21 protein-coding genes are annotated in these 20,521 nt (G+C 62.4%); 4 read left to right on the forward strand and 17 right to left on the reverse strand.

The window, feature by feature from the left end:
- Positions 1 to 161 precede the first annotated feature (161 nt).
- The 4 genes from RBH77_RS00925 to RBH77_RS00940 form a co-directional block, all read right to left on the reverse strand.
- Positions 162 to 1,499, reverse strand: a complete 1,338-nt coding sequence (locus RBH77_RS00925; RefSeq protein WP_311030247.1) for an HlyD family type I secretion periplasmic adaptor subunit — start codon at positions 1,497 to 1,499, stop codon at positions 162 to 164.
- Positions 1,499 to 3,724: a type I secretion system permease/ATPase gene (locus RBH77_RS00930; protein ID WP_311030248.1), complete on the reverse strand. Its 2,226-nt coding sequence runs from the start codon at positions 3,722 to 3,724 to the stop codon at positions 1,499 to 1,501. Before RBH77_RS00930 ends, RBH77_RS00925 begins: the two co-directional genes overlap by 1 nt.
- A 28-nt stretch (positions 3,725 to 3,752) precedes the next feature.
- Positions 3,753 to 5,870: a type I secretion protein gene (locus RBH77_RS00935; RefSeq protein ID WP_311030249.1), complete on the reverse strand. Its 2,118-nt coding sequence runs from the start codon at positions 5,868 to 5,870 to the stop codon at positions 3,753 to 3,755.
- Positions 5,871 to 5,979: 109 nt separating this feature from the next.
- Positions 5,980 to 7,863, reverse strand: a complete 1,884-nt coding sequence (locus tag RBH77_RS00940) for a hypothetical protein (protein ID WP_311030250.1) — start codon at positions 7,861 to 7,863, stop codon at positions 5,980 to 5,982.
- Between the two features lie 530 nt (positions 7,864 to 8,393).
- On the opposite strand from RBH77_RS00940, the gene RBH77_RS00945 reads away from it, so the two are divergent.
- The 4 genes from RBH77_RS00945 (at position 8,394) to RBH77_RS00960 (ending at position 10,112) form a co-directional block, all read left to right on the forward strand.
- On the forward strand, positions 8,394 to 8,876 hold the full coding sequence (locus tag RBH77_RS00945; RefSeq protein WP_311030251.1) for a hypothetical protein: 483 nt from the start codon (positions 8,394 to 8,396) through the stop codon (positions 8,874 to 8,876).
- A gap of 212 nt (positions 8,877 to 9,088) precedes the next feature.
- A complete protein-coding gene (locus tag RBH77_RS00950; RefSeq protein WP_311030252.1) occupies positions 9,089 to 9,343 on the forward strand; it encodes a helix-turn-helix domain-containing protein in 255 nt (84 codons plus the stop codon).
- 187 nt (positions 9,344 to 9,530) lie between these two features.
- Positions 9,531 to 9,698 carry a Thivi_2564 family membrane protein gene (locus RBH77_RS00955; RefSeq protein WP_311030253.1) on the forward strand — a complete coding sequence of 56 codons (168 nt, stop codon included), beginning with the start codon at positions 9,531 to 9,533 and terminating at the stop codon, positions 9,696 to 9,698.
- A gap of 108 nt (positions 9,699 to 9,806) precedes the next feature.
- Entirely contained in the window at positions 9,807 to 10,112 is a 306-nt protein-coding gene (locus RBH77_RS00960; RefSeq protein WP_311030254.1) for a hypothetical protein, read from the forward strand.
- A 127-nt stretch (positions 10,113 to 10,239) separates the two neighbouring features.
- Here RBH77_RS00960 and ureG read toward each other — a convergent pair whose 3' ends face one another.
- The 13 genes from ureG to urtB form a co-directional block, all read right to left on the reverse strand.
- Positions 10,240 to 10,860, reverse strand: coding sequence for an urease accessory protein UreG (ureG, locus tag RBH77_RS00965; RefSeq protein WP_311030255.1), 621 nt, complete (start codon positions 10,858 to 10,860; stop codon positions 10,240 to 10,242).
- A complete protein-coding gene (locus RBH77_RS00970; protein ID WP_311032701.1) occupies positions 10,857 to 11,588 on the reverse strand; it encodes an urease accessory protein UreF in 732 nt (243 codons plus the stop codon). Before RBH77_RS00970 ends, ureG begins: the two co-directional genes overlap by 4 nt.
- On the reverse strand, positions 11,566 to 12,042 hold the full coding sequence (locus tag RBH77_RS00975; RefSeq protein WP_311030256.1) for an urease accessory protein UreE: 477 nt from the start codon (positions 12,040 to 12,042) through the stop codon (positions 11,566 to 11,568). Before RBH77_RS00975 ends, RBH77_RS00970 begins: the two co-directional genes overlap by 23 nt.
- Positions 12,043 to 12,044: 2 nt before the next feature.
- Positions 12,045 to 13,757: an urease subunit alpha gene (ureC, locus tag RBH77_RS00980; RefSeq protein WP_311030257.1), complete on the reverse strand. Its 1,713-nt coding sequence runs from the start codon at positions 13,755 to 13,757 to the stop codon at positions 12,045 to 12,047.
- Complete coding sequence (locus tag RBH77_RS00985; protein WP_311030258.1) at positions 13,757 to 14,062, reverse strand: urease subunit beta; 306 nt, start codon at positions 14,060 to 14,062, stop codon at positions 13,757 to 13,759. Before RBH77_RS00985 ends, ureC begins: the two co-directional genes overlap by 1 nt.
- A gap of 8 nt (positions 14,063 to 14,070) precedes the next feature.
- Positions 14,071 to 14,664 (reverse strand): HupE/UreJ family protein, encoded by a 594-nt coding sequence (locus RBH77_RS00990; protein WP_311030259.1) that lies wholly within the window; start codon positions 14,662 to 14,664, stop codon positions 14,071 to 14,073.
- A gap of 35 nt (positions 14,665 to 14,699) precedes the next feature.
- A complete protein-coding gene (locus tag RBH77_RS00995; RefSeq protein WP_311030260.1) occupies positions 14,700 to 14,954 on the reverse strand; it encodes a DUF1272 domain-containing protein in 255 nt (84 codons plus the stop codon).
- Between the two features lie 19 nt (positions 14,955 to 14,973).
- Positions 14,974 to 15,276 (reverse strand): urease subunit gamma, encoded by a 303-nt coding sequence (locus RBH77_RS01000; RefSeq protein ID WP_311030261.1) that lies wholly within the window; start codon positions 15,274 to 15,276, stop codon positions 14,974 to 14,976.
- Between the two features lie 9 nt (positions 15,277 to 15,285).
- Positions 15,286 to 16,128 carry an urease accessory protein UreD gene (locus RBH77_RS01005; RefSeq protein WP_311030262.1) on the reverse strand — a complete coding sequence of 281 codons (843 nt, stop codon included), beginning with the start codon at positions 16,126 to 16,128 and terminating at the stop codon, positions 15,286 to 15,288.
- Complete coding sequence (gene urtE / locus RBH77_RS01010) at positions 16,103 to 16,798, reverse strand: urea ABC transporter ATP-binding subunit UrtE (RefSeq protein ID WP_311030263.1); 696 nt, start codon at positions 16,796 to 16,798, stop codon at positions 16,103 to 16,105. The genes RBH77_RS01005 and urtE overlap by 26 nt, the downstream gene beginning before the upstream one ends.
- 125 nt (positions 16,799 to 16,923) lie before the next feature.
- The gene (gene urtD, locus RBH77_RS01015) at positions 16,924 to 17,676 is read right to left on the reverse strand and encodes an urea ABC transporter ATP-binding protein UrtD (protein WP_311030264.1); all 753 of its coding nucleotides are present in this window, start codon (positions 17,674 to 17,676) and stop codon (positions 16,924 to 16,926) included.
- The gene (gene urtC / locus RBH77_RS01020) at positions 17,677 to 18,861 is read right to left on the reverse strand and encodes an urea ABC transporter permease subunit UrtC (RefSeq protein WP_311030265.1); all 1,185 of its coding nucleotides are present in this window, start codon (positions 18,859 to 18,861) and stop codon (positions 17,677 to 17,679) included.
- Positions 18,858 to 20,474, reverse strand: a complete 1,617-nt coding sequence (urtB, locus tag RBH77_RS01025) for an urea ABC transporter permease subunit UrtB (RefSeq protein WP_311030266.1) — start codon at positions 20,472 to 20,474, stop codon at positions 18,858 to 18,860. Before urtB ends, urtC begins: the two co-directional genes overlap by 4 nt.
- Positions 20,475 to 20,521: the final 47 nt, after the last annotated feature.

Below are 20,521 nucleotides of genomic sequence, written 5' to 3' on the forward strand. Positions count from 1 at the left end.
GGAGATATTCTATCACGAACCCGCAGGGCCGGAAAGAATGACGCGGTCCGAGCCACGTAGGCCAGCCGAACTGGGTAGCGTGCGGGCTACCCCGATTAGGTAGAGGGCGATGCCGGATCTGCAGCTTCGCAACTTTGTCCGCGGCAGTTGCGCTCATTCGCCTATCGTTCCGTGAACGCGCGCGACATGCTTTCGCGAATTGGCTTGGTCAGATAGTCGAGGAAGGTGCGCTCCGCCGTTTCTATCATCACCTCGACCGGCATGCCGGGCGTCGCGGTGAACCCCGGGATACGGGCAAGCTCGCTCGCCGGCAGCCGGACACGCGCGAGATAGACTTCCGTGTTCGGGATCGTGGCGTCCGACAAGGCGTCGGCCGAGACGTAGTATACGTCCCCGTAAAGCACCGGGGTGGTGCGCCGGTTGAGCGCGACCAGCCGGATCGTCGCCTTCTGGCCCGGCTTCACCGCGTCGATATCCTTGCGCTGGACCTGGGTCTCGATGATGAGCGGGACGTCGGCGGGCAGGATCTCCAGGATCTTCTTGCCGCTTTCGATGACACCGCCGGAAGTGTGGTAGTACATCCTGACGACAGTGCCGGAAACCGGCGCGTTTATGGTCGAGCGCCGCATGACGTTCTTCGCCTGGCGAGCTTCTTCCCGTACGGCATCGAGTTCGCCCTGGCTGCTCTGCACCTCGTCGAGCGCCTTCTGGTTGAGTTCGGTAATTGTCTGGCTGATCTGCTGTCGGAATTTCTCGATCTGGGCATCGGTCTCGGATACTTCCGCGTCCAACCGGCCGATCTGGCCCTCTGCGTCGGCGATGGCGCGCTGGATGGCGTTGACCTCCGGTTTGCGGATGAGCCCTTGCCCGAGGAGCTTTAGCTTGCCGGTATATTCTTCCTTCAGGAAGGTAAGCTGCTCGGTCATGGAAGCGCTCTGCTTTTGGAAGCCCGCCGCACGGAACTTCAGCGATTCCATGTTCTGCCTGAGGAGCCCGATCTCGCTCTCCATACGGTTTTGCGCGGACCGGAAGCTTGCGACCTGTCCATCGACGATCGAACCGATATCGTTGTCGTTCCTGTTGTCGGTGATGATGCGGGGGAAATCGATCTCGGGCTTGTTGGCAACCTGCGCTTCGAGCCGTGCGACATTCGCCTCAAGGCGCGCCTGGCGCAGGAAGAGCTGCCGCTGCTTTACCTGAGCGGCAATTCCGTCAAGCCGGATAAGGGGCTGACCCGCGGTGACATGATCGCCTTCGTTGACCAGTATTTCCTGGATGATCCCGCCTTCCAGATGCTGGATCACCTTGTTCTCGCCGGTTGCGACGAAGCTGCCTGCGGAGATGACCGCAGCCGCGAGCGGCGCCGTCGCCGCCCAAGTGCCGAAGCCACCGAATGCCAGCAGCACCAGAACCAGTCCGACCAGCGCATGCTTGTGGATCGAGCGCGGCACCTGGCCATACCAGTCGATGTCGTGAACGTCGGCGATGCTCGTAGCCATCACGCGACCTCAGCGGTCTGGCCGGCCACGGCGGGACGCCCGTTCGCGGCATTCAGGGGGGCGAGCGCCTTCAGCACATCCTGGCGCACACCGAACATCGAAACGGTGCCGTTCGACAGGAGCAAGATCTTGTCGACACAATTCAGGAGCGACGACCGTTGGGTAATAGTGATGACGGTGATCTTCTCCTGTTTCGCGTGCTCAAGCGCCCTGAGAAGTGCCGCGTCACCGGAACCGTCGAGATTGGAATTGGGCTCGTCCAGGACGACCATGCGCGGATTGCCGAAAAAGGCGCGAGCGAGCGCGATCCGCTGCTTCTGGCCGCCCGACAAGGGCGAACCGTCGGCGGCGACCATGGTCTCGTACCCTTGAGCGAAGGTCGAAATCAGTTCGTGGACGTCGGCCAGCATGGCGGCCTTGTAGACGTCCTCGTCGCTGGCATCGTCGCGCATGCGGCCGATATTCGCCTTGATAGTGCCGGGAAAGAGCTGCACGTCCTGCGGCAGATAGCCAATATTCTCGCCGAACTGACGCTGGTCCCAATTGCGCAAATCCATCAGGTCGAGCCGCACGTTGCCGGAGGTCGGAAGGATCGAGCCGACCAGCATCTTGCCGAGCGTCGTCTTGCCCGCTCCCGAATCGCCGATGACAGCAAGGGATTCGCCGGGCGAGAGCGTGAACGATATACCGTTCAATACGACCCGCTTGGTGCCCTGCGGCACGAAGAGCAGCCGTTCCACGTCGAGCCGCCCTTGTGGCCGCGGCAATCTCAGCCGCTCGAAATTCAGCGGAGACGATTTGAGCAGTGCCGAGATCCGCTCATAGGCGGAACGGGTATTGATGAACTGGTGCCAGCCCTCGATGGCGCCTTCCACGGGAGCGAGCGCGCGGCCGGCAATGATCGAGGCGGCGATCACCATGCCGCCCGTCAATTGGCCTTCCAGCGACAGATAGGCGCCCCAACCCAGCATGGCGACCTGCGCGAGCATACGCACTGCTTTCGAGATCGAAGCGGAAATGACGTTACGATCCTGCGCGAGCACCTGTGCCTTCAACGACCCCGCGGTGTCCTGCCCCCAGATCTTCACCGCCTCCGGGATCATCGCCAGCGCGTTGATGATCTGCGAATTGCGCGACATGGAATCGAGATGCAGATTTGCCCGGCTCTGGAAATTGTTGGCCTCGTGGAACGAAGCCGCCGTCATCCTCTGGTTGATGAACGCGATCACCAGAAGCAGGAGCGCCGCGACCACCGCTATGTAACCCAGGTGGGGATGGACCAGGAACACCGCCAGCATGAACAGCGGCGTCAGCGGCGCGTCGAGGAATGAAAGAAGCGTGCCCGACACCAGGAACGACCGCAATTGCTGCAGGTCGCCGAGTGTCTGATATTCGCGTCCGTTGCTATGAAGCGAGGCGCGCGCCGCGGCGCCCAGGATGGGCGCTCCAAGCTGCGCCGCAACCTCGACCGCCGTGCGCATCAGGATGAAGCGGCGGATAGCGTCGAGCACGGCGTTGAGGATGACCGCGCCCGCGATCAGTATCGTCAGCATGACCAGCGTGTCGATCGACCGGCTGGTGAGCACGCGATCGGATATCTGGAAGAGATAGACCGGAATGGCCAGGACGAGGACGTTGGTCGCGATCGTAAAGGCCATCACGACGATGAGATTGCGCCGGACGGCGTGTATCCCGGCCTTCAGATTGTCGGCGAGGTTGATCGGACCGAGGCGCCGGTGGAACACATCGCCGGTGCCATCGTCTTTTGCCTGGCGCTCCCGCCTTGGCCGTGCCATCGAAGCGGAAAGACGTTCCTCGGCCTTGATCGGACCACTGTCGGCATCCATCGTTTTGAGGCTGCCGGCGGGAGTGTCCTTCTTCGTTCGCGACCGAAAGCGCCGGTCCGGCCCGATTTCTCCGTTCTTGTCCCCGTGCTTGCCGTTGCCCGTGTCCTTCGTTTCCACCCGCTTGTGGTCGAAATCATTTTGACCAGACGCGGCCGGCGAGCCCGCATCGTCGTTCGCCGGCCGAAACCAGATCGGACGTACCGTCGATCTCCTCAGTTCGGAGACGGCCTGGTCTATCTCCTCCATGAAGGTCGAGAACCTCTGGTCGAGATTCTCCCGAGGGGGCGAGCCGTCCGGGGCAGCCGCCCGGGCATTGCCGGTTTCGATATCGAAGGGCGACGCCTTTATTCCCGAAGAACCGTTCACACGCTCGTTCATTGCCTTACCGATCGCAGGATTGTGGCCGTCAGGAAATTATGGATTGCATGATGTCGCTGTGCCCCGGATGGACATCGAGGGGCGACTTCAGATGTGAAACCGGGTCCTGATGGTCCGGATTGGCCATGTCGTCGCTGAGGAAGGCCACTGCCTCGTTCACCAGATGATCGGCGTCCTGGATTTGCGCCAAGTGGTCGGTGCGGATGATGTCGGTCTGGACCAGCAGTTCGTCCGAGTAGTGGTCGCCGCCAACATAGATCTTGCTTGTCGGGTCGACGTCCACGATCTGAGCCGAATTGACCAACGCATTAGAACCGGTCGTGATCGTCCAGTTGCCGTCATTCGCCGGGTGCAGGGAGTTCATCGCCAGAGCGATCTGGTCCGCATCGCCAAGCACGTTGGTCTGCTGAACATATTGAAGATCATAGATACTGCCCGAGATGTAGAGGACCCTCAGGCCGGGCAGACCCAGGAACGCGCTGTCGTTCAAAACATCGGAGGAAAGCGTCTTGTCGCCGTCCTGGAAGTCATGGATCGCGTGCAGGAAGCCGTTCGGCATCGCGCCCGTCTCTCCCTGGCCGATCGACGTGATGTTGGCGTTGTTCCAGAGCAGATTGTCGCCGGTCGACACCGAACCCTGGCCGGAGCTATGGAACCCGGCCACGGCGCCAGCGATATCGTCATCGAGGAGCACATTCGTCTGCGAGATGATGTTCGCGTCATAATAGTTTCCGCCGATCAGCACGAGATCGTAATTCCGGCCGAGATCGGCGACGGAGAGGTGGTTGAAGCTCTGGTTTTCGCCCATGCCGACCTGCGTCGTCACCCCGTAGGAGGAGGAAACGACGCTCGTGTCGTTGTCGGTGATGAAATTGAGCTGCTGTATCCAGTTGAGCGAGACGAAATCGCCCGTTATCTCCGTGACCACCCAGGCTTGCGGAAATCCGGTCGGGGCATGAGCATCGGAGTTCGATCCGTTTCCCGCATCGATGCGCTCCATCTGAGCGATGTTGAACGCCGATGTGGAGATCTGGCCCGAGGCGCTATTCCAGCCGTTGAGGCTCGCACCGATCGAGTCGGAATCACTCCAGGCATTGATCTGAATGATGGCATCCAGCGAGAAATGATTACCGGCCACGGCGAACACACCGCCTTCGAGCGTGTCGTTGATCACCGTCGCGGAATTGACCAGGGCATTGCCGCCGGTGCCGAGGTCCACCGAAGCAGCGCCTGACAGGGTGCCTTGCCCGTGGATCGTTCCACCGACGGCGACAGATCCAAAATTGCCGGTCGCAGCGTTGCCGCCATCGGAGATGACCGCCGGATCGGGGGCGAGCGGCGACGCTGCTGGAAGCTTGTCGTCCAGCTTCGGCGCTTCTGACACTATCTGGCCGTTGACGTAAGTCTCGCCGGCAAGCGGATCGGCCGCGACGGAAACATGCACATCGACGGTGACCCCATCGGCCTCGGCAGTGCTGGCAGGATCGGGTCGGGAACCGTCTGGCGTCGAATTCTCCGATGCGGCCCCTGCCGCCTCCGCGAAAGCGTTCAACGAAGCTGCCGTGTCGGTGACGAACGAGCCGATATCCGCGGCGGAGCCGAACGAGGGCGGTTCGATCGGAAGGAAGTGCAGCGCGTCGTGCAGCAGCGTGTCGAGCGTAAGGTCCGGTATGCCGATCGGATGGAAGTCGACGCCACGTGCGCCGATATTCACGAAGTCGTTGTCCGAAAGATTGTTGATCTGCGCGATTTGTACCGCCACCGAGCCGGGAGGCTGGAGTTCGAATAGCGGGCTGCCCGAATAGGCTAAATGAAAGAAATGCGGCGCTAGGTAACCGGGGTAGATCACGGGCTGCACTTCGGCATTCACCGGGACCGCCATCGGGACATAGCTCACGTCGCTGAGCGCGGCCAGTGTCACGATCGCCGGTCCGGCAGGCACGTAGCGCAGGCCTGGATCCGGGTCGTCGAAATCATAGGGCGTCTGGAAGGTTATTTGGGCATGATCGTCTGGCGGCGTCTGATCCAGTGCCGCCTGCAGAGCCTTGAATTCGAGATAGTCGTCGCGCAGCCGCGCCTGTTCGGCTGTTATCTGGAATAGCCCTATGAAATGGGCGATGGCTTCGCTGATCCTGTCCAGATGCACAGAACCGTCCCTCCGCGTGTTGTATCCCCCAGCGTCACGTCCGGAGGACCGGTAGGCCGACAGCTACGCGGGATATCCCGCGTAGCCGCCATTCCAGCATGCGACGCAATCAGGAATCGTCGCCGTTGTTCATGCTGTCGTAGTTCCCGCCGACGATCGTCTGGTCGAGCAGGTTTTCCATCAGGTTGGCGCCCATGACGATGCTTTGGTTGAAGGCGCTGGTGTCGATGGACGCATCGGCGTGGGCTTCCGACAGGCCGTTCACATAGCTGTCGTGGCCATTGTTGGATCCCCACGTGCCGCCGGCTCCGCCGTCACCGCCGGCTCCGTTCGTCACGATGCCGCCGGCGCCGCCAAAGCCGCCATTGCCGCCGTTTGCAGCGCCACCGGTTCCGTCGCCGGCAACGGGTACGACGATCGTATCGCCGCCCCAGGCGAAGCCGCCAAAGCCGCCAGCACCACCGACGCCCGCGCCGATGCCCGAGCCCGCACCTTGCCCGGCGCCGAGGCCGAGGCCGAGCGCATCGCCTCCGTCACCGCCAGTACCGCCGGCTCCGCCGTCACCGCTGTCGCCGCCAAGGCCGGTGCCGAGACCGAGCGAATAGGCATCGCCGCTGTGGCCCGAATTGGCGTTACCGCTATCGCCACCGAGGCCGGCACCCAGGCCGAGCCCTGCAGCGTCTCCACTATCGCCGCCGGAAGCGTTGCCGCTATCTCCGCCGGTGCCTGTGCCATTGCCCGCGCCTGCGCCGGACCCAGCGCCACCGGCTCCGCCGGCCGCATTCGCGGCGTCACCCGCGACGCCGACACCGATCCCGAGCAGGCCGAGGCCAAGGCCGGCCGCGTCGCCGCCATTGCTGGAAGCACCGCCGCCATCGCCACCCTGCCCGGCGCCCACGCCGAGACCAAGGCCGCCGCCGTCACCGGCATCGCCGCTATTGCCATTGCCACCGTCGCCGCTGCCGGCCGCGCCGAGACCAAGACCCGCCGCGTCACCGCCATTTCCGGAATCGGCATCACCCGTATCGCCGGTGCTGGCCGTCGACGCGCCCGAACCCGAGCCCGAACCGCCATTGCCATTGGAATCGCCGCCATTGGCGTTTCCGCCTTCAGCGCCGGCAGCTTCACCAACGCCGAGACCGACGCCAAGACCGAGTCCCAATCCCAGACCCGTTCCCGCGCCGCCGGCCGCGCCGGCACCACCGGTCGTGTCACCGCCGCGCGCCGCGCCGAGCGCGTCGCCACCGAAGCCGAAGCCGCCGACATTCAGGCCGTCGCCGCCATCGCCGCCGCCGGCCGAACCATGACCGCCGCCGCCGGCACCGCCACCACCGGCGGTTATGCCGTCGCCCGACGAGGCTGCTCCGCCACTGGCGTTGCCGTTCTGCTCGAAGGTACCGGTGTTCGACACGGACGCGCTTCCGATCGAATCGTCGTCGCTCAGGTTGTTGACCTGGGCCAACGAAACGGCGGTATCATTGCCTTCGCCGTTGAGCGAGCCGTTCAGGAAATCGTTGAACGAAGCGCCGTCGCCCGGATTGTAGAAGATCTGGCCGTCATGATTGACCAGAAGCTTGTCGATCTGGGCGCCCTTGTCGAGCTTGATGTCGGCGAAATCGTCGTCGCTCGGCCGATAACCGGAGAGATCGAGCCCCACATCGACATTCACATGCGTGTCGCTGGTGTTGTGGTTCGTATTCGTGTTGGTGCTCGTATTGGTGTTGGTGCTCTCGTTGATAGCCTTGTTCAGGTTGGCGTTCAGATTGCCGTTGCCGTTCAGATTGAGACTGGCATTGCCATTCAGGTTGAGGTTTCCGTTGCCATTGCCGTTGCCGTTCTCATTCTCGTTGTTGGAATGGCTGGACTGATATTGACCCTGGTCCTGATCCTGGCCCTGGTCCTGACCTTGACCCTGATCTTGGTCTTGACCTTGGTCCTGGCTCTGATCCTGACTGGGATCGAACGGGAAGAAGTTGGTGTTTTTGGGAGCCATCGTTCTTACCTCATGGTGAAGGCCGACCCAGCGTGACCCCATTCATCTCACAAGAGGCCTTGGCTGCATCGGCGGTTGCACATGGGACATCCGATTTCCGGCACTCGAAATAACTCGACTGATACAGACCGGAACGCTCCGGAAACGAAATGTCCCCACTGAAAACGGCCGACATCCAACCTTCCAGCAAAGCTGAGGATGCGGGCCGAACAAACGTTCGGACCGGTCCACGCTGAAATCGGGAATAGGCCGTGCCCCTGACTTTCGAGGCGCGGGCAGTCTGTGACCGGAGAGTGCGCGCGCCTAGCTGCGCGTTGGGGCTAGTTCACGCCATCAAATTGTTCAAATCTACCACCCTGCCGACAACGGTTCGCCGCCTTCACGGCCAATCGGGCGAAGCTATACCACCAAGGAAGGAAGCGGATGTCCTATCGGACCAGACAGAACGAGCGGCGATCGAGCGTGATTGCACAGGACGGAGGCATTCAGCACATGATAAAGCCATCGAGCGGCGCGCGCGGAGACCGGCGATGGACGAGTTTCAACGGATTCTGCTTCTGATCGGACGTTTGAACTACACCTGGACGAATACCGAGAGCCTGCTCATCCACCTCATCGCGGGCCTGGCAAGGGTGGACAAGGAGACCGCCATCGTCATCTTCCTGACGCTCAACACCACACGCGCCAGGATCGATCTCGTCGAGCGACTCGCGAAAATGGCGAAGACGCCGAAAAAACAAAGAGCGGAAATCCTGCCGCTTCTGGGACGGCTCAACGAGCAATCCAAGCTGCGCAACAAATACAATCATTGCATCTATTCATTCGACAGCAAGGGCGAGATCTCCCACACGCATCAGATGCGCATATTCGACGGCAAGGAAACGATAAAATACGGGAAGGTGGAGGCGATGGACGATGCGGAAATCATAAGGATTTCCGATTGCATCGAGAACATCGCCGAGGTGAACAAGGAAATCTGGAACGTGGTGCGCGCCAACGGCTTTCCGCAGTAGAAACCCTGGCGGGATGTCCGGCGGAAAGACTCGCCACCAGGGTGCTTGATCGAAGCACCGGTAATCGCCATATTGTCGAAGCGCCTCTCGCCGTTTCGAGAGTGACCGCGTTTCGGGTGCCGCCCATTCGGGCTTTTCGGCATCCTGTTTCAATCTCGGCCGCCGCTTGTATCGAGTTTTGAGCTCGGCCGACCTCTACATCCGGAGGCATTATGACATCTTTCGCGCTGCCCGAGGCAGTTTTGACTGCAATCTCAAATGGAACTCCCGTAATCCGGGCTTACCGGGAACACCTCGGATATACGGTGGAAGACATTGCCGTGACCAGCGGCCTCACCGCCGAGGAAATCGAGAAAATCGAAGCGGGGCACCGTTTTGAAAAAGGCTACAGGGACCGTCTCGCTCGGGCTCTCGGGTTGCCCGAAGGCATGTTCGATGAGATTTCGGACATCCCCGACGCTGCCTGACGATATTGCGGCCTCGTAGCACCCGTTCGAGCAAGGCAGACGGGGAATTTCTAAAGACAACAATCGCCTCTCAGGGAGGATTGCGGCCTGGTTTGAGAAAAGGGCCGAGGCACAGGGCGGACGAACATTGGAACCTATCCCGCAGCCTATGAGTTTATGACTGCGATTTCACCACTGGAGAGGGTCCATGGCATCCGGCGTCATCATCGGCATTCTGATCACATTTCTCGTAATCGTCCTGGTCCTCTATCTCGTTCAGCGGCTGCCTATCGACGGCCGGATGCGTCAGATCGTGCAGATCATCGTCATCATCATCGGCATCGTGTCGCTGTTGAAGTACCTTGCCGTCTTTTAAGCGGCGCGGAACTCTTTCCACTCTACCAAATCTCCGTTTGGCGAATTTATCTGCATTTTAACCAATGTAGACCATGATTAAGCATGGGTGCTCTACATGGGGCGGGGGATGACTGACCTTGACGACGAGGAAGAACTTCCGCGGCCCATTCCGCTTCGACGCTGGCGTCTGATTGTCGGTGCGGCAATCGCATACGGCCCATCAATCATCTCGATCGGATGTGCGTTCGCGGCCGGATATTTCGCCTACGCAGCCGCCAACATCAAACCCCCCGCCGATATTTCGACGCTCGCGGTTTCGATACTGAAGTCTGGGAATGCACCGCCCGAAATGCGCATGTGGGCTACCGATACCCTGGGGATACCGACGGATATCCCGGTAACGGTAGGCTCTATCAAACCCGTTCAGCCGTAAGGCGCCCAGTCAGGCAGGAGGCAGGCCAAAAGCGATCATTTCATCACTGAAAATCTATCGCGGTTCGGGTGTGTGATGCCTATTGAGCCGTATTGCCAGGAGCGGTCGCCGGTTGCAATGTGCCCGCTTAATCAGTGTTCAGGTCGCCATTTTTTTCGATGAAGCCGACAATCTGTTCCAGCCCTTGACGTCGGCGCATGTCGGTAAAGACGAATGGCCTCGTGCCGCGCTGATGCAGCGTGTCGGCCCGCATGATCTCAAGGTCGGCGCCGACGTAAGGGGCGAGATCCATCTTGTTGATGACGAGCAGATCCGAACGGGTGATGCCGGGGCCGCCCTTGCGCGGGATCTTCTCGCCGGCGGCGACGTCGATCATGTAGATGGTGAGGTCGGCGAGGTCGGGCGAGAAGGTGGCGGCGAGATTGTCGCCGCCCGACTCGATGAAGACCAGATCCAGATCCGGGAAGCGCCGGCGCATCTCAGCTATCGCAGCGAGATTGATCGAGGCATCCTCGCGAATCGCCGTGTGCGGGCAGCCGCCGGTCTCCACACCCAGGATGCGTTCCTCCGGCAACGCCTGGACCCGGTTGAGGATCAGCTGGTCTTCCTTGGTGAAGATGTCGTTAGTGACGACCGCGACCGAATAACGGTCGCGCATCGCCTTGCATAGCATCTCGGTCAGCGTCGTCTTCCCAACGCCGACAGGGCCGCCGATGCCGACACGCAAGGGTCCGTTGGGCGAACTCATGAGCGGAATACCCTCGAATATTGCGTTTCGTGCCGCATGGACATGATCTCCGACATGAAGGCGGCGGAACCGAGATCGTCCAGCGCCGAGGCCGCCGCCCGCCCCGCCGCTGTCAGCACGATCTCTTCGAGTTCCGCCAGCGCCGCGACGCCGTCGCTCTGGCCGAGTGGGACGAGCCGTACCGTGGCCTGCACAATGTTGGAGACGAAGGCGTGAAGATAGGCGATGAGCGCCGGTTCCAGCGCGATGCCGTGACGCGCCGCTGCGCCGCCCACCGCAACCGGATAGGGCATTCCGGCCAAGACCACGTTCAGCCGTTCCCCGTTTCCGGGCGGAGAGGACGGATGCCTGGCCTGGGTTCCGTCCTCTTCCCCAGCCCACGCCGATAGGGCCTTCAGGAACGCCTCGCCTTGCAGCATGGTCTCCATGTGCCGTTCCTTCGAACCGGCCATGGCTTCGGCTAATTCGGCGACCATTTCGACATCGCCCGATTTCGCTTGCCGCCAGCTTTCGGCAAGCAGGACGGCGTCGTTCCAGGCGGAGCCGCGGTCGAGCAGTTCGCGAAGCCATGCGACTAACGTCGGACGATCGCCGATCAGCCCTTCCTCGATCGCCCGTTCGATGCCGTGGCTATACGAGAATGCCCCAACCGGAAAGGCTGGTGACAGCCACGTCATCAGGCGCAGAAGCGTGCGATCCGCCATCTCAGTCACGGTGATGATGTCCATGCAATCCATGCACGTGCGTATGTCCATGGTCGTGGCCGTGATAGGCGCCATGCACCGGCTGGAACTGCTCGATTACCTCCGTCACTGTCGCGCCGAGCCCTTCGAGCATCGCGCGGATGACATGATCGCGGCGGATCAGGATGCGCGCCTCGTCGATCTGGGCGGCGAGATGGCGATTACCGATGTGCCAGGCGAGATGCCGCAACGGGATCGTTCCCGGCTCGACCTGATACAGTTCCTCCTCCGCGGCAACGATCCTGACGCTACGTCCGTCCTCCAGGACCAGCGCGTCGCCGTCGGCAAGCAGCACCGGTTCCGGCAGGTCTACCATGACCTGGATACCCTGGTCCGTGGTCATCAGCTTGCGGCGAAGGTGGCGGTCGCTTGAATCCAGCGTCAAGGTACCGAACGGCTCCGCGACACTTCGGTGGCTATGGGAAATCGCGCGCAGCATGATCAGAACAGAAAATAGCGCTGCGCCATGGGCAGCACGGTCGCGGGTTCGCAGGTCAATAATTCGCCGTCGGCCCGTACCTCATAGGTCTCGGGATCGACATCGATGTGGGGCGTCGTGTCGTTGAGGACCATGGAGGCTTTCGAGATGCCGCCGCGCGTATTCTCCACGGCAAGCATTGTCTTCTCGACGCCAAGTCTTTCCTTCAGCCCGTCCGCCAGCGCCGCTTTCGATACGAATGTCACCGACGAGCCGGTGATCGCCTTGCCGTAGGCGCCGAACATCGGCCGGTAGTGCACCGGCTGCGGCGTCGGTATGGAGGCGTTCGGATCGCCCATCGGCGCGGCCGCGATCGAGCCGCCGACAATGACCATGTCCGGCTTGATCCCGAAGAAAGCGGGCGACCAGAGGACGAGATCGGCGCGCTTGCCGGCTTCAACCGAGCCGACATGGCACGAAATCCCCTGCGCGATGGCGGGATTGATCGTGTATTTGGCAATGTAGCGGCGCACGCGCAGATTGTCGTTGTCGCCCTTCTCCTCCGGCAGCCGTCCGCGCTGCACCTTCATCTTGTGCGCGGTCTGCCAGGTGCGGATCAGCACCTCGCCGACGCGGCCCATGGCCTGGCTGTCGGAGGAGATGATGGAGAAGGCTCCAATGTCGTGCAGTATGTCCTCCGCAGCGATGGTCTCCTTGCGGATGCGGCTTTCGGCAAAGGCGATGTCCTCGGGGATCGACGGCGACAGATGATGACAGACCATCAGCATGTCGAGGTGCTCGGTGACCGTGTTCGCCGTATAGGGGCGTGTCGGGTTGGTCGAGGACGGGATGACGTTCGGCAAGCCGCAAACCCTGATGATATCGGGTGCGTGCCCGCCACCAGCGCCCTCGGTGTGGAAGGCGTGGATGGTGCGGTCCTTGAAGGCGGCGATCGTGTCTTCGACGAAGCCGCTTTCGTTCAGCGTATCGGTGTGGATCATCACCTGCACGTCGTGTTCGTCCGCGACGGAAAGGCAGCAGTCGATAGCGGCCGGCGTCGTGCCCCAGTCCTCATGAAGCTTGAGCGCACAGGCGCCGCCCTTGATCATCTCGACCAACGCCTCGGGACGCGAGGCGTTGCCCTTGCCGGAGAGGCCGAGATTGATCGGGAAGCCGTCGAAGGAGCGGATCATCCGGCCGAGATGCCAGGGACCCGGCGTGCAGGTGGTCGCCAGCGTGCCATGCGCGGGGCCGGTGCCGCCGCCCAGCATCGTAGTGACGCCCGACATCAGCGCCTCCTCGATCTGCTGCGGACAGATGAAATGGATATGCGCGTCGATGCCGCCGGCCGTGAGGATCCGGCCTTCCCCGGCGACGATCTCGGTGCCGGGGCCGATGACGATATCGACGCCGGCTTGAGTGTCGGGGTTGCCGGCCTTGCCGATGGCGGTGATCTGCCCGCCCTTGAGGCCGACATCGGCCTTGACGATGCCCCAATGGTCGACGATCAGCGCATTGGTGATGACGGTATCGACCGCCCCTTCGCTCCGCGCGGCCTGGCTCTGCCCCATGCCGTCGCGGATGACCTTGCCGCCGCCGAACTTCACCTCCTCGCCATAGATGGTGAAGTCCTTCTCGACTTCGATGAAGAGTTCCGTGTCAGCGAGCCGGACCCGGTCGCCGACCGTCGGCCCGTACATCTGTGCATAGGAAGAGCGCGCTATCCTCGCCGCCATCAGAGCTTCCCCATTACCCTGCCGTTGAAGCCATAGACATGGCGGCTCCCGCCATAGGGTACCAGCCGCACTTCCCGCTTTTGGCCGGGCTCGAAGCGCACCGCCGTCCCGGCAGCAATGTCGAGCCGCATCCCGCGCGCCGCCGCGCGGTCGAAGTCGAGCGCGCGGTTGACCTCGAAGAAATGATAGTGCGAGCCGACCTGCACCGGACGGTCGCCGCGATTGGCGACCGTCAGCACGATCGCTTCCCTGTCGGCGTTGAGTTCGATCTCGCCTTCCGCCGTAATGATCTCGCCGGGTATCATGCGGAGCCTCAGAATGCGCCGAAGACGAGGCCGACGCCGATCGCCGCGCAGGCGGCTCCCGCCGCGCGCGTCAGAGCACGGTATTTCAGCCCGGAAGCAAGGCCGGCGGCGATGCCGACCAGATGGAGCATAGCGGTGGCGAGCGCGAAGCCGGCCATGTAATCCAGCCCGGCAGCGTTTTCCGGCACCTCCGTCCCGTGTGCATGGCCATGGAGCAGCGCGAAGACGCCTATGATCGCTATGCCCGCCGAGACCGGCAGGTCTACTGCGAGCGCCACCAGCAGCCCGAGCGCGACGACCGAGGCGAGGATGCCCGGCTCGACGAACGGCACGGGGATGTGCGCCATGCCGAGAGCCGCGCCGCCGAGCATGACGCCGACGAAAGCAGCCGGCCAGGCCCAGATCGCCTTGCCGCCCTTGAGTGCCGCCCAGAGGCCCACCGCTATCATCACCGTCAGATGGTCGAGCCCGGAAAGCGGATGCATGAAGCCGGCCGGGAAAGATGATGTCGGGCCGACGCCGACATGGGCGTAGGCGGGCAGCGTCGCAGCGGGCAGCAGCAGCGCGGCCAGCGCCAATTTCTTGAGCGAATCGGTGGTCATCGGAAGGTCCTTCTCTGCGGGAGCGGCTTCGGTATTCAGGCGGCGTCGCGGCCGCCGCAACCATCCGGCTTGAAGACGCGTCGGGTGGATGGCGGATATTTCGCCAGCTTGGCCGCTGGCCGAATCGGACGCGGCGAGAAATTGCCTCCGCAATTGGGGCACACACCTTTCAGCACATGCTCCGCGCAATCGGCGCAGAAGGTGCATTCGAACGTGCAGATCATCGCATCCGTGGCATCGGGCGGCAGGTCCTTGTCGCAGCACTCGCAACCGGGTCTCAGTTCCAGCATTTCTTCCTCCCTGGCGCTTCTAACGAATTGGTTCGTGCACGGTCACAAGCTTGGTGCCATCTGGAAAAGTCGCTTCCACCTGCACGTCGGGAATCATTTCGGCGACGCCCTCCATCACCTGCTCACGGCCGATTACATGCGCACCTTCTTCCATCAATTCGGCCACGGAGCGCCCGTCGCGGGCGCCCTCGACGATGAAGTCGCTGATGAGCGCGATCGCCTCCGGATGGTTGAGCTTGACGCCGCGCTCCAGCCGCCGGCGCGCCACCATTGCCGCCATGGCGATGAGCAATTTGTCTTTTTCCCGCGGGGTGAGGTTCATCTTTTCCCTTCAGAGCTGCCAGACTTTGGGGAGTGACCGGCCCATCGAAAACTCAGCCAGTAAGGGGATGAGCACGCGCCGGAGCGAGAAGCCATCTGCGGCGGCGAGCCGAACAAGTAGCTTACCGCCCCAGGCGCTGGCGCCGCCGGCGTTTCCGATAATTTCGCGAACGGGTTCAAGGAATTGCTCGCATTCAGATGCAACCAGCAGCACCGTGGCCATGGCGGCATTACCGGCCAGAATGGCAGGCCGCATCAACTGGCAGGCAATATTACCCTCGAAGCGAAGCTCGTCGGCAAAGATAAGTTTTCCGTCGCGGCTAATGCGCCAGCGATCGCGAAACGTGCCGGATTGAATGGTTTCGCCCATGGCTGCACGGCCAAAAACGGTCGCTTCGGAGATGAGCAGTTCGGCGTCGTCAGCAAGATCGGCTTCCAGCCGCCGGGTCATGCGTCCGCCATTGAAAAGGATCGTCTCCTGCGGCAGCCAGTCAAGCCGAGCACCCGCCCCGACCTCAATACGGTTCGTGACGCTCACCAGCGCGCCCGTCGATTTGTATATACGTTCGCAGGCCTGTGTCGTGAGCGTAGCCCGCGCGCCCTCCAGTAATTCAAATTCAGTGCCGAACACGTCGCCGCCGGTCATGCCACCGGCGGTATTGATGAGGACCGCTTCGGGGATACCGTTGGTCGCGCGCGGAAAACGGACCTTTGCCGACCCGTCCTGATGCAGCCGGAAGAGATGCGTTACGCCGTCCCGCCGCCGGAAAACCATGCGCACCTTTCCGCTGGCGCGCTGTGGTTTCGGCGGGGGACGCCGGACGCTCTCAGAGCATGAGGTGTCGACGAACATCCGGTTCATCCAGGCTGTCAGCCTCTCCGGTGAAGACGATCCGGCCACGATCCATGATTGCCACGGAATCGGCAAGCTCTCTTGCAAAATCCAGATATTGTTCCACCAGAAGGATGGTCAGGCCCGCCGTATCGCGCAGATAGGTGATGGCCCGGCCGATATCCTTGATGATGGAAGGCTGGATGCCTTCCGTCGGCTCGTCCAGCACCAGAAGCTTCGGGCGCATGACCAGCGCGCGGCCGATGGCGAGTTGCTGCTGCTGGCCGCCGGACAGATCGCCGCCGCGACGACCGAGCATGTCCTTCAGCACCGGAAACAGTTCGAACACGTGATCCGGGATGGACCGCTGCGCGCGCTTCAGTGGCGTCATGCCGGTCTCCAGATTCTCGCGCACGCTGAGCAAGGGAAAGATTTCCCGGCCCTGCGGCACGAATGCGATGCCCGACCGGGCGCGATCGTACGCCGCGCTCCGGCCGAGCGCCTTCCCCTCGAAGGCAACCTGGCCCGACGTCAGCCTCAGATGGCCGACGATCGCTCTCATCAAACTGGTCTTGCCCACGCCATTACGGCCGAGCACACAGGTGATCCTGCCCTTTTCCGCCTTCAGTGAAACGTCGCGCAAGGCGACAGCCGCGCCGTAATGGAGCGTTGCGTGTTCGACCTCAAGCATGGGGCGGCTCCCCGCCGCGTGGTCCCCCCGCGCCCCCGGCGCCAGGGCCGGGGGTGGCGTGTCTTCCGGCGCGCCAGAGGGGGTTCGCGAAAATGGTGCAGGTGCGAACGGTTTGTCTGGCATGGTCAGCGCCCCAGATAGACTTCGACGACACGTTGGTCGGCGGAAACGAAATCGAGCGTGCCCTCTGACAGTACCGAGCCTTCGTGCAGGCAGGTGACCTTGACACCCAGTTCGCGCACGAAATGCATGTCGTGCTCGACGACGATGACGGAATGCGTCTCGGCGATTGCCTTGAGCAGCCGCGCTGTCTCTTCCGTCTCCGCATCGGTCATGCCGGCGACCGGCTCGTCGACCAGGAGAAGTTTCGGGTCCTGCGCGAGCAGCATACCTATCTCCAGCCATTGCTTTTGCCCGTGCGAAAGATCGGCTGCTAGGTCTTGCCGCCGTTCCGTCAATCGAACCATGGCGAGGATCTCCCCGATGCGCTCCGCCTGCCGGGCCGAGCGCCCTTCGAACAAGGCCTTGACCACGCTGCGTTTCCCTTTCAGCGCGAGCAGCAGATTGTCCTCGGCCGTGTGGCTCTCGAAGACGGTCGGCTTCTGGAACTTGCGGCCGATGCCGAGCATGGCGATTTCGGCCTCGTCGTGGCGGGTGAGATCGACATCGCCGTCGAAGAAGACTTCCCCCTCGTCCGGCTTCGTCTTCCCGGTGATGATGTCCATCATGGTCGTCTTGCCGGCGCCGTTCGGGCCGATGATGGCGCGCATCTCGCCCTTTTCCAGCACCAGCGACAAATTGTTGACGGCGCGGAAGCCGTCAAAGGAGACAGAGACGCCATCGAGGTAAAGGATGGGCTTTGTTGCGTCCGACATCATCTACTCCGCAGCCTCCGCCGTCAGTCCGCTATCCTCGGGAAAGTTGTCGGGTTCGATTCCCTTCTCGGCAGCGGCCGAGATGCGTCGCGCGCGCAGCGCGGACCAGCCGTCGACGAGCGTGCCGACGATACCTTTCGGCAGGAAAAGCGTGACCAGGATGAACAGACCGCCCAGCGCGAAAAGCCAGAATTCGGGAAAGGCGCCGGTGAACCAGCTCTTGCCCCAGTTGACGACCAGCGCCCCGATGATCGGGCCGACGAGGGTGGCGCGGCCGCCAACCGCCGTCCAGATCACGATCTCGATGGAATTGGCCGGTGCGAATTCGCTCGGATTGATGATGCCGACCTGGGGCATGTAGAGCGCGCCGGCAATCCCCGCCATCACGGCGGATGCGGTGAAAGCGAAGAGCTTGACGTTCTCCGGCCGCCAGCCGAGGAAGCGCGTGCGGCTTTCCGCATCGCGCACCGCAATCATGAGCTTCCCGTATTTCGACTTCACGAAGAAGGCGACGAGGACGATCGCCAGCGCCAGGGTCAGCGCGCTTGCGGCGAACAGTGCAGCGCGGGTCTCGCCCGACTGGATGTCGAAGCCGAGCATATCCTTGAAATCGGTAAGGCCGTTGTTGCCGCCGAAGCCCATGTCGTTCCGGAAGAAAGCGAGCAGCAGCGCGTAGGTCATCGCCTGGGTTATGATCGATAGGTAGACGCCGGTGACACGGCTCCTGAACGCGAACCAGCCGAAGACGAAGGCCAGCAGCCCCGGCACCAGCATCACCATGATGGCGGCGACCCAGAAATGGTTGAAGCCGTACCAGAACCAGGGCAATTCCTTCCAGTTCAGGAAGACCATGAAGTCGGGCAGGATCGGGTTTCCGTAGACGCCCCTCGAGCCGATCTGCCGCATCAGGTACATGCCCATCGCGTAGCCGCCGAGCGCGAAGAAGGCGCCGTGACCAAGCGAAAGGATGCCGCAATAGCCCCACACCAGATCGAGGGCGAGCGCCAGAAGCGCATAGGTCAGGTACTTGCCGAAAAGCGTGACGACATAGGTCGGGATATGCAGAGCACTGCCCGGCGGGACGGCGAGGTTGAGCATCGGCACGATGATGGCCGACACCGCCAGTGCCAGTACAGCAAGTGCAACGTGCCAGGTAAAGCCGTCGGCGAAGGCGCCGCGCGTCATCATGCTTCCACCGCCCGGCCCTTGAGTGCGAACAGGCCACGCGGACGCTTCTGGATGAAGAGGATGATCAGGACGAGGATCAGAATCTTCGCCAGTACCGCGCCGGCATAGGGTTCGAGGAACTTGTTGAGGATGCCGAGCGAGAAGGCGCCGACCAGCGTTCCCCACAGATTGCCGACGCCACCGAACACCACGACCATGAAACTGTCGACAATGTAGCTCTGGCCGAGATTGGGCGAGACATTGTCGATCTGGGAAAGCGCGACGCCGGCGATGCCGGCAATGCCGGAGCCGAGCGCGAAGGTAAGCGCATCGACCCAGGACGTACGGATGCCCATGGAGGACGCCATGCGGCGGTTCTGCGTCACCGCGCGCATATGCAGTCCCCAGGATGTGCGGTTGAAGACATGGAGAAGCACGGCGAACACCACGAGCGCGAAGAGCATGATCCACAGCCGGTTCCAGGTGATTGCCAGTTGCCCGACATCGAACTCGCCGGACATCCATGACGGATTACCGACGTCGCGATTGTTCGGGCCGAAGATCGACCGCACCGCCTGTTGGAGGATGAGCGATACGCCCCAGGTCGCCAGCAGGGTTTCGAGCGGGCGGCCATAAAGGAAGCGGATGATGCCGCGTTCGATGACCAAGCCGATGACACCGGCGACCAGGAAGGCAAGCGGCAGCGCTATAGCCAGCGACCAGTCGAGGAGGCTCGGGCAAGACGAGCGGATGATTTCCTGTACAACGAAGGTCGTGTAGGCGCCGAGCATCACCATTTCGCCATGCGCCATATTGATCACCCCCATAACGCCGAAGGTGATGGCGAGGCCGATCGCCGCGAGCAGCAGCACGGAACCGAGCGAGATGCCGTACCAGACGTTCTGCGCGATGCTCCACCAGGCGAGCACGTCGCGGATATTGGAAATCGCAGCCGCCGCTTTTCCCTTCAGCCCCCCTTTTGCAGTGGCCTCATAGGAGAGGAGCAAGGAGAGCGTGTCGCGGTCGCCGCGCGCCCCGAGGAGGTCGATCGCGGCTTCCTTCTCGGCGTCACTCTTGTCGGAAACCAGAACGGCGGAGGCCCGTGCCGCTTCCATGCGCCGCTTGACGGAGGCGTTCGTCTCCTTGGCGATCGCCGCATCCAGTGCCTCTATCGTGGATGGGTCGGGGCTGTTCAGCATGGTAGTCGCTGCGGCCAGCCTTACGGAGGGATCCTTGGCGGCGAGGGTCAGGTTGCCGACCGCGTCGCCTATGAGGCGGCGAAGGCTGTTCTTCACCTTCACCTTCGTCATCGCTTCCTTGGCGGCCGAACCTTCGGCCTTGCCCGTCAACGGATCGAAAAGGCCGAAACTATCGGGCTTTTCCTTGACGATGAAGACTGCGCCGCCGGGCTGCCGCACATAGAGATTTCCGTCGGAAAGTGCGTTAAGCGCCCGGGCAACGGCGGGATCGCCCGTCGCCGCGACCTCCTTCACCACCTTCTCGACGTCCGAGAAGCTCTTGGTCTGGCCGAATTTGGCTACAGCCGCGCGGACTGCCGCCTGGTCGGCACGGGCGACCGTCGGCGCGGCCACCAGCATGGCAAGGAGAAAGACGGCGCTTCGGAGAAGAAACATCGAAGGTTCGATCTTTTTATGAGTTCCGGGTTCTGGCTCCCGGGCCG

This window comes from Mesorhizobium koreense (assembly GCF_031656215.1).
GTDB lineage: Bacteria > Pseudomonadota > Alphaproteobacteria > Rhizobiales > Rhizobiaceae > Mesorhizobium_L > Mesorhizobium_L koreense.

What these genes read in the sequence shown, in the direction of transcription:
- RBH77_RS00940 (WP_311030250.1), bottom strand. Translation starts at nt 7,863, where the DNA reads ATGGCTCCCAAAAACACCAACTTCTTCCCGTTCGATCCCAGTCAGGAT.
- urtD (WP_311030264.1), bottom strand. Translation starts at nt 17,676, where the DNA reads ATGATGTCGGACGCAACAAAGCCCATCCTTTACCTCGATGGCGTCTCT.
- RBH77_RS00925 (WP_311030247.1), bottom strand. Translation starts at nt 1,499, where the DNA reads ATGGCTACGAGCATCGCCGACGTTCACGACATCGACTGGTATGGCCAG.
- RBH77_RS00995 (WP_311030260.1), bottom strand. Translation starts at nt 14,954, where the DNA reads ATGCTGGAACTGAGACCCGGTTGCGAGTGCTGCGACAAGGACCTGCCG.
- RBH77_RS00945 (WP_311030251.1), top strand. Translation starts at nt 8,394, where the DNA reads ATGGACGAGTTTCAACGGATTCTGCTTCTGATCGGACGTTTGAACTAC.
- RBH77_RS01000 (WP_311030261.1), bottom strand. Translation starts at nt 15,276, where the DNA reads ATGAACCTCACCCCGCGGGAAAAAGACAAATTGCTCATCGCCATGGCG.
- urtE (WP_311030263.1), bottom strand. Translation starts at nt 16,798, where the DNA reads ATGCTTGAGGTCGAACACGCAACGCTCCATTACGGCGCGGCTGTCGCC.
- RBH77_RS00950 (WP_311030252.1), top strand. Translation starts at nt 9,089, where the DNA reads ATGACATCTTTCGCGCTGCCCGAGGCAGTTTTGACTGCAATCTCAAAT.
- RBH77_RS00955 (WP_311030253.1), top strand. Translation starts at nt 9,531, where the DNA reads ATGGCATCCGGCGTCATCATCGGCATTCTGATCACATTTCTCGTAATC.
- RBH77_RS00930 (WP_311030248.1), bottom strand. Translation starts at nt 3,724, where the DNA reads ATGAACGAGCGTGTGAACGGTTCTTCGGGAATAAAGGCGTCGCCCTTC.
- RBH77_RS01005 (WP_311030262.1), bottom strand. Translation starts at nt 16,128, where the DNA reads ATGTTCGTCGACACCTCATGCTCTGAGAGCGTCCGGCGTCCCCCGCCG.
- RBH77_RS00960 (WP_311030254.1), top strand. Translation starts at nt 9,807, where the DNA reads ATGACTGACCTTGACGACGAGGAAGAACTTCCGCGGCCCATTCCGCTT.
- urtC (WP_311030265.1), bottom strand. Translation starts at nt 18,861, where the DNA reads ATGATGACGCGCGGCGCCTTCGCCGACGGCTTTACCTGGCACGTTGCA.
- RBH77_RS00990 (WP_311030259.1), bottom strand. Translation starts at nt 14,664, where the DNA reads ATGACCACCGATTCGCTCAAGAAATTGGCGCTGGCCGCGCTGCTGCTG.
- urtB (WP_311030266.1), bottom strand. Translation starts at nt 20,474, where the DNA reads ATGTTTCTTCTCCGAAGCGCCGTCTTTCTCCTTGCCATGCTGGTGGCC.
- RBH77_RS00970 (WP_311032701.1), bottom strand. Translation starts at nt 11,588, where the DNA reads ATGGACATCATCACCGTGACTGAGATGGCGGATCGCACGCTTCTGCGC.
- ureG (WP_311030255.1), bottom strand. Translation starts at nt 10,860, where the DNA reads ATGAGTTCGCCCAACGGACCCTTGCGTGTCGGCATCGGCGGCCCTGTC.
- RBH77_RS00985 (WP_311030258.1), bottom strand. Translation starts at nt 14,062, where the DNA reads ATGATACCCGGCGAGATCATTACGGCGGAAGGCGAGATCGAACTCAAC.
- ureC (WP_311030257.1), bottom strand. Translation starts at nt 13,757, where the DNA reads ATGGCGGCGAGGATAGCGCGCTCTTCCTATGCACAGATGTACGGGCCG.
- RBH77_RS00975 (WP_311030256.1), bottom strand. Translation starts at nt 12,042, where the DNA reads ATGCTGCGCGCGATTTCCCATAGCCACCGAAGTGTCGCGGAGCCGTTC.